Raw genomic sequence first — 12,118 nt, 5'->3', positions numbered from 1 at the left:
TCCTACCGTGCCTGCGAACAACGAGAGCCCCGGCGACGGCGACACGCCCAGCAAGTCCGAGCAGACCCGCGCGCTGATCCTGGAGACGGCGATGCGGCTGTTCCAGGAGCGCGGCTACGACAAGACGACCATGCGGGCCATCGCCCAGGAGGCCGGGGTCTCCGTCGGCAACGCGTACTACTACTTCTCCGGCAAGGAGCACCTGATCCAGGGCTTCTACGACCGCCTCGCCGCCGAGCACCGGGAGGCGGTCCGGGAGATCCTGGACCGGGAGACGAGCCTGGAGGCCCGGCTCGCCGGGGTGCTGCGGACCTGGCTGGACGTCGCCACGCCGTACCACGAGTTCGCGGTGCAGTTCTTCAAGAACGCCGCCGACCCCGACAGCCCGCTCAGCCCCTTCTCCCCGGAGTCGGAGCACGCGCGCGTGGAGGCCATCGGCGTCCACCGGGAGGTGCTCGCGGGCGCGAAGACCAAGGTGGCCCCCGAACTGCGGGACGTGCTGCCGGAGCTGATGTGGCTCTCCCAGATGGGACTCGTCCTGTACTGGATCTTCGACCGGACGGACGGGCGCGAGCGCAGCTACCGGCTCGCCGAGCGCGGCGCCCGTCTCACCGGACGCGGCGTCGCGCTGGCCCGCTTCCGGGTGCTGCGGCCGCTGGTGCTGGAAGTGCACGAGCTGTTCACGGACTTCCTGCCGGGGATGACGAAGGCGCTCCCCGATCCAGCGGCGCGCAAGCCCGCCCCCTGACGCCCGCGGGCCCGGGGCGACGGCCGGTCAGTTCACCGGGTCCATCCTGTCCTCGGTGAGCTCCACGTCGTACACCAGCGGCCCGTCCGCGACCGCCACCTGCCGGGCCCGCGAGCCGTACGCGGCGGCCGCCGTCGCCAGCAGATAGCTGCCGGGGGACGGGACGGAGAGGATGTACGAGCCGTCGGCCAGCGAGGACACCCGGTCCAGGGTCCGGCCGCCCCGGGACACCAGGGTCACCTCCGCGCCCTCGACCGGGTCGCCGTCGGCGGTGCGGACGAAGCCGTGGACCACCGTGGCCGGGCCGTCGTCCCCGGCGTCCGGCCGGGCCGGTCCTGCCGGTGCCGCCGGCTCCTCCCCCGGCTCCACCGCGAGATGCGGCAGCCGCTTGTCCAGCCAGGCCGGCAGCCACCAGTTGGAGTCGCCCAGCAGATGCATCGCGGCCGGCACCAGCGCCGTACGCAGGACGAACGCGTCCAGCGCCACCGCGGCCGCCAGTCCGACGCCCGCCACCGCCGCGCCCGCGTCGCCGCTCAGGACGAACGCCAGGAACACACAGACCATGATCAGGGCCGCGCTGTTGATGACCCGGCTGGTCTCCGCCAGGCCCACCCGGACCGCGCGGGCGTTGTCACGGGTGTGCACCCACTCCTCGTGCATCCGGCTGACCAGGAACACCTGGTAGTCCATCGACAGGCCGAAGAGCAGCGAGAGCATGATGACCGGCAGGAAGGCGTTGATCGGCCCCTCCTTGCCGAGGCCGAGCAGGCCCAGGCCCCAGCCCCACTGGAAGATCGCGACCAGCACGCCGAAGGAGGCCGCCGCGGCGATCAGGTTCATCACCGCGGCCGTCAGCGGCACCATCAGGGAGCGGAAGGCGACCAGGAGCAGCAGGAAGCTCAGGCCGATGATGGTGACGACGAACAGCGGCAGCCGGTCGCCGGTGACGGTCGCGAAGTCCTTGGAGACCGCGGTGACCCCGCCGACGTGCGCGCTCACGCCCGAGCGCGGGATCACGTCGTCGCGCAGGGTGTCGATGAGGTCGTCGGTCTCCTCGGACTGGGGTGAGGTGGTGGGCACGACCTGGATGACGGTGACACCCCGCGCGGGCGGCAGCGCGGCGACCCGGGCCACCCCGTCGGTCGCCTCGATCCCCTTGACGAGCGCGGTCGTGGCGGCGTCGGACGTGACCACCTGGAGCGGGCCGTTGAAGCCGGGCCCGAAACCCTCGGCGAGCAGGTCGTACGCCTGCCTGGTGGTGGTCGTGGTGTCGTCGTTGCCCTGGTCGGTGGCGCCCAGCCGCAGCGACAGGACGGGCACGGCGAGTACGGCCATCACGGCCACGGCGACCACCGCGACCAGCCGGGGACGCCGCTGCACGCCCGCCGACCAGCGGGCCGCGATCCCGCTCGCCCGCTCCGGCTCGGGCCCCTCGGCGGCCAGCCGGCGCCGCTGCCCGCGGCTGAGGACGCGCGGGCCGAGCAGGCCGAGCAGCGCGGGCAGCAGGGTGGTGGCCGCGAGCACGCTCAGCACCACGGTGAGGGAGGTGCCGATGACCACGCCGTCCAGGAAGCGCAGGTTCGTCACCAGCATCCCGGCCAGCGCGATGCACACCGTGCCGCCCGCGAACAGCACCGCCCGGCCCGAGGTGTTCAGGGCGGTGACCGCCGCCTCCTCCGGGTCGACGCCGCGCAGCAGGCCGCGCCGGTGCCGGGTGACGATGAACAGCGCGTAGTCGATGCCGACGCCGAGGCCGATCAGCGAGGAGAGCAGCGGGGCCAGGTCGGGGATGGCGGTGACGTGGCTGAGCAGCTGGGTCGAGAACAGGCCCGTGCCGACGCCGAAGATCGCCACGCCGATCGGCAGGGACATCGCGGCGAGCGAGCCGAAGGCGAGGAACAGCACGACCGCCGCGGCCGCGAGGCCGACCATCTCGGCCAGGCCCGTGGGTGGTTCCTGCGCGCGCTGGATAGCCTGGCCGCCCAGCTCGACCTGGAGTCCCCCGGCCTGGACGCCCACCTTCCGCGCGGTGTCGACGACGTCCTGGACGAGCTCCTTCGGGACGGCGTTGGCCCGCTCGGTGAAGGTGATCTGGGCGTAGGCGATGCGTCCGTCGCCGCTGATCTGCGCCGCGCCGCGCGGGGTGTAGGGGTCGACGACCTCCCCGACACCGTCCATCTTCGCGATCTCCGCCAGCGCGGGCTCGATCCGCTCCCGTACGTCCTGGTCCCGGACCGTGCCCCGGTTGCCGTCGTCGACCTTCCACACCACCGTGTCGGTGTCGCCCGCGCGCTCGGGGAAGGCCTTCTCCATCAGGTCGTAGGCCTTCGTGGAGTCCGTGTCCGGCAGGGCGAAGACGTTCGCGTAGTCCGTGCCCGCCGTCGAGGCCGAGAAGCCCAGACCGAACAGCGCCCCCACCCACAGCAACAGGACCACGAGCCGGTGCCGGTAGCACCACCGTGCCAATGCCGCCACGTTCACATCTCCTTGTTCGATGACCGGCCGGTCGACCGGTCCCCCCGGGCCAGGGCAACAGCATCGGCGGCGCCGGGCGCGCGGGGACACGGCCCACGCACGACTCTCAAGGAACTCCAAAGCGGCAACCCGCCCGGCGCCGGGCCCGCGCACCGATACTGGGGGCATGTCGACCGCCCCCGGCACCGTGCTGGTCGTGGAGGACGAGCCGAGCATCGCGGACGTCCTCGCCATCGCGCTGCGCTACCACCGCTTCGAGGTGATGACCGCGGGCACGGTCCGCGAGGCGCTCGCCCTCGCCGACCGCACCCGGCCCGACGTCGCGCTGCTCGACGTCATGCTGCCGGACGGCGACGGCCGCGCCCTGGGCCGCGAACTACGCTCCATTCAACCGCAGTTGGCGCTGGTGTTCCTGACCGCGCGGGACTCCCCGGCCGAGATCGTCGGCGCGCTCGGCTTCGGCGACGACTACATCACCAAGCCGTTCAACATCGACGAGGTGGTCGCCAGGATCACCGCGGTGCTGCGCCGCACCAGGTCCGTCGACGTCCTGCCGCAGCGGCCCCCGCTGCGCCACGGCGACCTGGAACTGGACGAGACGACGTACTCGGTGCACCGCGCCGGCCGCACGGTCGAGCTCACCCCCACCGAGTACGCGCTGCTGCGCTTCCTGGTGCGCAACGGCGGGCGGATCGTGCCCAAGGAGCAACTCCTGCGCCATGTCTGGCAGTACGAGCACAACCCGCCGGAGTCGACGGTCGTCGAGACCTACATCAGCTATCTGCGCCGCAAGCTGCACATCCCGGGAGAAGCGCCGGTGATCACCACCCGGCGGGGTGTCGGATACGGACTGGCATGAGACTCCCGGCGCTGCCGTACCCCGCGCTCCCGCGGCCCCGCCGTGCCCGGGGCACCTACTCGCTGCGCGTCAAGCTGACCCTGGCCAATGTGGCGCTGCTCGCCCTGGGCATCATCGCCGCCACCGCCGTCAGCATCATGGGCATGCAGCACTACCTGCTCGGCCAGATCGACTCCCAGCTCACCAAGACCCGTGACTCGCTGTCCGGTTCGCATCTGACGCTGCGGCAGATCGACTCGTTCGCCGCGCTGGGCCTCATCCGTGAGCACATCACCTCCGAGCGGACCGAGGACCGCCCGGCGCCGGACACCGTCTTCGTCGCCGTGGACGGCGAGACGGGCACCGCCGTCTCGGTCCTCGGGGTCGCCCCGACCGACACCCAGCGCGGACTGGCCCGCGCGGTCGGCGACCCGCGCGCACTCGTCGACGACGCCGAACCCCGGGACGTGACGGTGGACGGCACCCCGTACCGGGCCACCGCGATCCGGCTGTCCGACGGCACGGACATCCTGCTGGCCATCTCGACGGACGTCCTGCACAAGGGCATCGCCAAGGCGCTCAAGCTGGACCTCGCCGTCGGCACGCTGCTGCTGGCGCTGCTCGCCTGCCTCACCCTGTTCAGCGTGCGCCGCCGGATGCTGCCGCTGGAGGACATGGTGGAGACCTCGTCGGCGATAGCCGAGGGGGACCTGACCCGGCGGATACCCTCCCGGCACCAGCCGACGCACGAGGTCGAACAGCTGCGGCTGGCCCTCAACGCCATGCTCCACCAGGTGGAGTCGGCCTATCGCACCCGCGAGCGCACGGCGGCCCAGCTCCGCCGTTTCGTCGCCGACGCCTCGCACGAGCTGCGCACCCCGTTGTCCGCGATCCGCGGCTACCTCCAGCTCTACGACCGGGGGATGCTGCGCGAGCCCGCCGAACGCAAGCGGGCCTGGGACCGGATGATGGCGGAGGCCGACCGCATGGGGCATCTGGTGGACGAGCTGCTGCTGCTCGCCCGTCTCGACCAGCAGCCCGAACTGCGGCTGCGCAACGTCGACGTCAGCGCCCTGGTGCGGGACGCGGCCGAGGACCTGCGGGCGCAGCAGCCCGGACGGCCCGTCTCGGTCGGCGCCGACGGCGCGCTGCTGGTGCGCGCCGACGAGTCGGGGCTGCGCCAGGTGCTCGGCAACCTGGTGGCCAACGTCCGCACCCACACACCGCCGGACGTGCCGGTGCGGCTCGGGGTGGAACGCTCCGACGGTGTCGTACGGCTGTGTGTGGCGGACGAGGGGCCCGGGCTGGCGGCGGAGGACGCGGCGCGTGTCTTCGACCGCTTCTTCCGGGCGGGCGGCGGTGCGGGCAGCGGTCTGGGCCTGGCGATCGTGCAGGGCGTCGTACGGGCGCACGGCGGGGACGTCGCGGTGCGCACGGCGCCCGGCGCGGGCCTCGCGGTGACCGTGACGCTGCCCGCGGCCCGTGGCACGGCCGTGCGGGCCGGCTCCGGCTGAGGCGGTGTGCCCGGGTTCTGTCCGGTGTTCAGGCGCCGGGGGCCACGACCAGCGCCCAGACCGTCTTGCCGTGCCGTCCCCGGCTCCACACCCCCCAGGCCGCGGCGACCCGCTCCACGAGGTGCAGGCCCCGCCCGGCCTCCGCGTACTCCTCGACCACCCGCAGCCGGGGCTGCACCCGGCCCTCGTCGGACACCTCGATGAGACAGGAGCCGTCGGCGAGCGCGGTCACCGCCACCTCGAACTCCCGCTCCCGCAACGGCCCGTGGCGCACGACGTTGGTGGCCAGCTCGGACACCAGCAGCACCGCGTCGTCGAGCGCCGGTTCGCCGGGCGAGTGCCCCCAGTCGGACAGGTGGTCCCGCACCCGGCGCCGGGCCAGTCCGACCGACGCCGGATGCCGGGGCAGCCGGAAGGAGTTGCGTCTCATCACGTCTGCTCCCCGTCCCGCGCACAGCTTCGCCACAGAGTGCCGCGTGGGGTGACTGCCCGCCGCGGCCCCGGTCCAAGCGGGGTACCCGGGTCCGGTCCGGGCGCGCTGGTCAGATCCAGGTCAGCCGCCAGAGCCGGAACATGCCGTTGCCGTCCGAGAGGTACTGACCGCCGCCGACGTCCTCGGTGCTGACGACGTACTCCTTGCGCTGCCACAGCGGGATCAGCGGTACGTCCGCGGCGACGTCCGCCTGGAGCGCCCGGAAGTCGTCGGCGACCCGGCCGCGGTCGGCGGTCTGCCGGGTGGCGAGGATCAGTTCGTCGACGTGACGGTTGCGGTAGCCGGTGTTCATGGTGCTGCCGGTGCCGACGAGCGGGGCGGCGAAGGTGTCCGGGTCGGGGTAGTCGGCGACCCAGCCGACGGCGTACGCGTCGAGTCGGCCGGCGGCCCACCGCTTCTGGAAGTCGGTCCACTCGTAACCCTTGACCGTCACCCGGAACAGGCCGCCGGTCTCCAGCTGGCGCTTGAGCTCCGCGGCCTCCTCGGCGGCGGCACCGCTGCCGCGGGCGTAGCCGTAGGCGAGGCGGACCGGGGTGCTCACCCCGGCCTCGGCCAGCAACCGCGCCGCCCGGGCCGGGTCCGGGCCGGGGTAGGCGTCGAAGAACGAGGTGCTGTGGCCGGTGATACCGGCCGGGATCAGCGAGTACAGCGACTCGACGGTGTTCGCGTACACGGTCGCGGCCAGCCGGTCCCGGTCGACCAGCCAGGCCAGGGCGCGCCGGACGCGGGGGTCGTGCAGCGGGGAGTCCGCGCGGGTGTCGAGGTAGAGGTTGCGGGTCTCCGAACCGTCCGCCTCGAAGACCCGCCGGTCGGGGTCGCTCGCCGAGAGGCCGGTCAGGAACCGGGGCGGCAGCTGTCGCCCCGCGACCTCGACCCGGTGGCCGCTCCAGGCGCTCTCCAGCGCTCCGGCGTTCTGGTAGTAGCGCAGTTCGACGGGCCGCCCGATGCCCAGGGCGCCCTTGTACCGCTCGTTGGGCGACAGGACCGCCGTCCGGCCCTTCGTGTACGACGACAGGGCGTACGGCCCGCTGCCGTCGACGTCGGAGCCGGTGCGCAGGGCGTCCCCCGGATAGCGCGCGCTGTCGACGATCGAGCCCGCTCCGGTGGCCACCTTGAACGGGAAAGTCGCGTCGGACGCCGACAGATGGAAGGTGACGGTCGAGCCCTGGGCGTCCACCGAGGCGAGGGTGGAGAACAAGGACGCCGGCCCGACCGGTGAATTGATCTTCTTGATCCGGTCGAAGGAGAACTTCACGTCCTCGGCGGTCATCGCGCGACCGTCGGTGAATGTGACGTCCTTGCGTAACTTGCACGAATAGGTGCGTAAGCCGCCGTCCGGGAAGGAACAGCTCTCGGCCGCGTCCGGCACGGGTTCGCTGCCGCCCGGCTCGAAGGTGAGCAGCGACTGGAAGACATTGCTGTACAACGCCCAGGATCCGGCGTCGTAGGCGCCGGCCGGGTCGAGCGACGTCACGTTGTCCGTCGTGCCGACCGTGATGGTCCGGTCCTTGTCGCTGTTCGACGGCAGCAACTGCCGGCCGCCTGCCGCGACCGCCGCCAGCACGAGCAGCGTCGCCAGAATTCTTCCGCGAACGGATCGCACGGTGCCCTCCCCAGGCGCCCCAGCGCAATGCCGCTCCTCTCGGGGCCTGCCCGGCAGGCCCTGGCGGCGCCGTCACCCAACCACAGGTGATTCCGGTGGGGGAAGTGAATTCTGGTGAGTTTCCGGTGACCGGAGAAAGAACATGTCGGCGGTTATTCACGACGGGTCGCACAGGCTTCTCACAAGGCGCTGGTGAGGGCCCGGAATCCACTGGGCAAAGAGTTTCGGAACGAATTCCGATCACTCTTGACCCGATCACCTTGATTCGATCAGACCTGATCTGATCAGGCTTGCTTCGACGCCAATTCGATCACGGTGATATCCGAAGGCGCGCCCACCCGGGTCGGCGGCCCCCAGGCGCCCGCTCCCCGGGAGACGTACAGCTGGGTGTCGCCGTAGCGCTCCAGGCCCGCCACCGTCGGATTGGCCGCCGCCGCGATGAAGTTGCCGGGCCACAGCTGGCCGCCGTGGGTGTGACCGGAGAGCTGGAGGTCGACGCCGTGCTCGACCGCCTGGTGGATCTGGACCGGTTGGTGGGCCATGAGCACGCACGCGCGTGCCGGGTCGCGGTCGTCGAGCGCCTTGGCGAAGTCCGGCCCCTGGCCCTCGCTCTCGCCGCGCAGGTCGTTGACGCCCGCGAGGTCGAAGTACGGCATCTCGGTACGGGCGTTCTCCAGGGGGTGCAGGCCCAGACGGCGGACCTCCGCCACCCACTGCGCGGCGCCGGAGAAGTACTCGTGGTTGCCGGTGACGAAGAAGGACCCGTGCCGCGCCCTCAGCTGCGCGAGCGGTGCCGCGGCCGGGCCCAGGTCCTTGACGCTGCCGTCGACCAGGTCGCCGACGACCGCGATCAGATCGGGCTGGGTCGCGTTGATCGTGTCGACGACCTTCTGGGCGAAACCGCGGCCGAGGACCGGGCCGAGGTGGATGTCGCTGACGACCGCGATCCGGTAACCGTGGGCGGCGCGCGGGAGTTTGGCCAGCGGGACGGTGACCCGCTTGACCCGCGGGCCGCGCAGGACGCCGTAGGTGCCGTAGCCGACCGTGCCGACGGCGGCCGCGGCCGCGGCCCCGGCCACGACGCGGGAGACGAAGAGCCGACGGGAGGGGTCGGCGGGCGGAGGGGCCGACTCGGGGGATCCCGCCGGGTCGGCGGGGGCCGCCGGGTCGGCGGGGGCCGCGGGGTCGGCGGAGGTCGCCGGGGCCGGGGAGGCGGACGGGGCTGCGGAGTCCTGGAGCGGGGGGTCCGCGGGCGCGGAAGGGCCCGCGGGGGCCGGGGAGTCCGGGAGCCCGGCCCGCTGCGTATCGGCCTGCGGCACGGTCGCCGGTACGGTCTCGCGCCGCGGTACGGCCACGGTGGCGTCCGCCCGCCGGTCGAGGAAGCGGCGCAGCAGAGGACGTACGGCCTCGCCGGCCAGCACCGCGAGCAGCAGGTAGATCGACAGGGCCAGCCACAGGAAGCCCGGCCAGGCCAGCGTCCGCTGGAGCCAGAACGGGGCGCCGGCGCGCTCGGCGACGAGGGCGCCGACCGCCAGTGCCCAGCCGCCCGCGATGACGAGGGCACCCGCGCGGCGCGCGCGTCCGGGGCCACGGGTCGTGTCGCGGAACAGCCGTTGCCACAGGTAGCGGTTGGCCGCCACCAGCACGCCCAGGACCGTGAGGGCGACCAGCCCGAAGACGATGACCACTGTGCCGTATCCCCTGTGTCCGTTATGACGTGCGGCGCAGTGCGCGCAGTCCGCGCAACCCGATGAGCCCGATGACCGTCCCCCATGTGAAGGAGGCGACGGCGAGCGCCAGATGCACCCAGAAGTACGCGGTGGGATGCCCGTCGTCGAACGCGAGCCCGCTGACGTCCTTGATCAGGTTCTTTACGAAAGTGACCCAGATGACCAGACTCCACACCCCGAAGGCGAGCAGGAACCAGGAGACCCGGCGGCTGAGCTTCATGCGTTCAGTATCGCCGCCCGGCGTCCGGCTCCGTGACCGGGGTGGGGTGGCTGCTGGGAGTTCACGGGGTGTGGCATGTACGTTCTCGATCGTGCCCGCACCTCATACGACCGTCAGGCGATCCCTGCTGGTCGCTTCCGCGACCTTTTTGTCCCTCGCGCTGACCGCGCCCGCCTCCTTCGCGACCCCGAGTCCGTCGACGAGCCCCTCCACGAGCCCGTCCACGAGCCCGACGCCCACTCCCCCGGCGAACATGTCGCGGGTGGGCGGTGAGCGGCTCGGGCGGGCGGGGGCGCAGGTCGATCTGGGCGCCGGCGCCCCGGTACTGCCGAAGGACCTGACCGCGCGCTCCTGGATCGTCGCCGACGCCGAGTCCGGCCAGGTGCTCGCCGCGGCCAACGCGCACTGGCGGCTGCCTCCGGCGAGCACGCTGAAGATGCTGTTCGCCGACACCCTGCTGCCGAAGTTCCCCAGCGGCGAGAAGCACAAGGTCACCACCGCCGACCTGGCGGGCATCGGGTCCGGCTCCAGCATGGTGGGGATAAAGGAGGAGGAGACCTACACGGTCCACGACCTGTGGCTCGGTGTCTTCCTGCGCTCCGGGAACGACGCGGTGCACGTGCTGTCGGCGATGAACCAGGGCGTGGACAGGACCGTCGCGGAGATGAACGAGCACGCCGAGGAACTCCAGGCGCTCGACACGCATGTGGTGACGCCGGACGGCTACGACGCCGCGGGGCAGGTCTCCTCCGCCTACGACCTCACCCTGTTCGCGCGCTCGGGGCTCCAGAAGAAGGACTTCCGCGAGTACTGCTCGACCGTGCGGGCCGAGTTCCCCGGCAAGACGTCGAAGAACGCCAAGGGCAAGACGGTCCGCGAGACCTTCGAGATCGAGAACACCAACCGACTGCTCAGCGGCGACAGCGACCTCTCGGTCTACCAGGGCATCGCGGGCGTCAAGAACGGCAACACCACCAACGCGGGCGCCACCTTCACCGCTGTCGCCGAGCGAGGCGGCCGGGTGCTGCTCGTCACCGTCATGCACCCGGGCAAGGACGAGCACAACGAGGTCTACAAGGAGGCCGCGAAGCTCCTGGACTGGGGCTTCGAGGCGGCGGGCAAGGTGCGGCCGGTGGGCGAGTTGGTGGCGCCGAGGGGCGCCGCCCGGTCCACCGCCCAGCCGGGCGTCACCGCCCCCGCCGCGGAGGACCACGGCACCGGATCCGACGCGGACGGCGGCATCGCGGGATCCGCGAAGCCGGTGGCCTCGGCGTCCGGCGGCGGCTCCAGCGGGATGGGGATCGCGCTGGCGATCAGCGGCGGCCTGCTGGTGCTCCTCGCGGCCGGCGCGTTCCTGGTCAACCGCCGTTGGCCGCTGCCGGATCTGATGCGCCGCCGCCGCTGACCCCGGCGCCGCCGGTCTCGGCGGCCGCGCCGGGCGTGGCCGTCCAGGCGGCGCAGAACAGCAGCAGCTTCGCGGTGAAGTTGATCCACAGCAGCAGGGCGACGGGCACACCGAACGCCCCGTACATGCTCTTGGTGGCCACCCCCTGCATGTAGCCGCTCAGCAGCAGCTTCAGCAGCTCGAAGCCGACCGCGCCGAGCAGCGCGGCCACCAGGAGCCGGCGGCGCTGCGGTTCGACGCCCGGCAGCAGGGTGAGGAGATAGAGCAGCAGCAGGAAGTCGGCGAGCGCGGAGACGGCGAACGCGGCGACCCGCAGCAGGACGTCGCCCCAGCCGTGCTCGTCGAGCCCGACGCTCCGGGCGCCCCACCCGACCGCGGACGAGGCGAGGGTGGACGTGCCGAACGTGATCATCAGGGCGCCGCCGAGGCCGACGAGCACACCGGCGTCCTTGGCCTTGCGCAGGAGGGGGTTCTCCTCGCTGTCGGGCAGCTCCCAGACCGCGCGCAGACAGTCGCGCATCTGGCCGACCCAGCCGATGCCGGTGACCAGCAGCAGGGCGGCGGCGATGAGACCGACGGTGCCGGCGTTCTGGATCAGGGCGTCGAGGTCCAACTGGTCGGAGATGCCGGGGACCTGCTCGGCGATCTTGTCCTCGATGTCCTTCTGCCGTGCGGGGCTGAGGGTGGCGGCGGCGATCGCGGCACCCACCGTCAGCAGCGGGAAGAGCGCGACGAAGCTGATGAAGGTCATCGCGGCGGCCAGTCTGGTCCACTTCACCCGGTCCAGACGTTCGTACGAGCGCCACGCGTGCGTGGCCATCAGGCGCGTGACCGACGGCCCGATCCCGGGGAGCTTCTTCAGCCAGTCCATGGTCCGCCCCTGCCCTCTTCGCTGTCGTCGGGCCCGTGCCCGCGCCCGTGCCCGTGTTCCGCGTGAAGGAACACCGGTGTCCTCGTACCCCGAGAGCGCGGGATCGTGACCACCGCCGCGCCGACGGCCGTCCCATCGGCCGGACGGAAGGGACGGGAGCGTCGGGCGGGAGTCGCGGGACGGGCTCGCCGGGCGGGAGTCGCGGGACGGGCTTGAGCGGA

General features: G+C 72.4%; 10 protein-coding genes. 4 read left to right on the top strand and 6 right to left on the bottom strand.

Annotated elements, in window-relative coordinates:
- Positions 1-7: 7 nt before the first annotated feature.
- A complete protein-coding gene (locus tag ACZ60B_RS01795) occupies positions 8-748 on the top strand; it encodes a TetR/AcrR family transcriptional regulator (protein ID WP_469383327.1) in 741 nt (246 codons plus the stop codon).
- Positions 749-775: 27 nt separating this feature from the next.
- On the opposite strand, the gene ACZ60B_RS01790 is transcribed toward ACZ60B_RS01795, so the two are convergent.
- The gene (locus ACZ60B_RS01790) at positions 776-3,214 is read right to left on the bottom strand and encodes an MMPL family transporter (protein ID WP_469383549.1); all 2,439 of its coding nucleotides are present in this window, start codon (positions 3,212-3,214) and stop codon (positions 776-778) included.
- Between the two features lie 175 nt (positions 3,215-3,389).
- Here ACZ60B_RS01790 and ACZ60B_RS01785 point away from each other — a divergent pair, with 175 nt between their 5' ends.
- Together ACZ60B_RS01785 and ACZ60B_RS01780 are read left to right on the top strand one after the other, a co-directional pair.
- Complete coding sequence (locus ACZ60B_RS01785) at positions 3,390-4,082, top strand: response regulator transcription factor (protein ID WP_469383326.1); 693 nt, start codon at positions 3,390-3,392, stop codon at positions 4,080-4,082.
- Complete coding sequence (locus tag ACZ60B_RS01780) at positions 4,079-5,575, top strand: sensor histidine kinase (protein ID WP_469383325.1); 1,497 nt, start codon at positions 4,079-4,081, stop codon at positions 5,573-5,575. The genes ACZ60B_RS01785 and ACZ60B_RS01780 overlap by 4 nt, the downstream gene beginning before the upstream one ends.
- 28 nt (positions 5,576-5,603) lie before the next feature.
- Here ACZ60B_RS01780 and ACZ60B_RS01775 read toward each other — a convergent pair whose 3' ends face one another.
- From ACZ60B_RS01775 to ACZ60B_RS01760, 4 genes are all read right to left on the bottom strand, one after another.
- Entirely contained in the window at positions 5,604-6,008 is a 405-nt protein-coding gene (locus ACZ60B_RS01775) for an ATP-binding protein (protein ID WP_469383324.1), read from the bottom strand.
- A gap of 109 nt (positions 6,009-6,117) precedes the next feature.
- The gene (locus ACZ60B_RS01770) at positions 6,118-7,671 is read right to left on the bottom strand and encodes an ABC transporter substrate-binding protein (protein WP_469383323.1); all 1,554 of its coding nucleotides are present in this window, start codon (positions 7,669-7,671) and stop codon (positions 6,118-6,120) included.
- Between the two features lie 284 nt (positions 7,672-7,955).
- Entirely contained in the window at positions 7,956-9,359 is a 1,404-nt protein-coding gene (locus tag ACZ60B_RS01765) for a metallophosphoesterase (RefSeq protein WP_469383322.1), read from the bottom strand.
- Positions 9,360-9,381: 22 nt separating this feature from the next.
- Positions 9,382-9,621, bottom strand: a complete 240-nt coding sequence (locus ACZ60B_RS01760; RefSeq protein WP_469383321.1) for an SCO4848 family membrane protein — start codon at positions 9,619-9,621, stop codon at positions 9,382-9,384.
- 91 nt (positions 9,622-9,712) lie between these two features.
- Here ACZ60B_RS01760 and ACZ60B_RS01755 point away from each other — a divergent pair, with 91 nt between their 5' ends.
- A complete protein-coding gene (locus tag ACZ60B_RS01755) occupies positions 9,713-11,026 on the top strand; it encodes a D-alanyl-D-alanine carboxypeptidase family protein (protein WP_469383320.1) in 1,314 nt (437 codons plus the stop codon).
- Here the strand turns inward: ACZ60B_RS01755 and ACZ60B_RS01750 are convergent.
- On the bottom strand, positions 10,980-11,897 hold the full coding sequence (locus tag ACZ60B_RS01750; RefSeq protein WP_469383319.1) for a YihY/virulence factor BrkB family protein: 918 nt from the start codon (positions 11,895-11,897) through the stop codon (positions 10,980-10,982). The genes ACZ60B_RS01755 and ACZ60B_RS01750 overlap by 47 nt on opposite strands.
- Between the last annotated feature and the right edge of the window lie 221 nt (positions 11,898-12,118).

The sequence above is a fragment of the Streptomyces sp. NPDC104096 genome (assembly GCF_055584385.1).
This window is presented reverse-complemented; position numbering and strand designations above follow the sequence as displayed.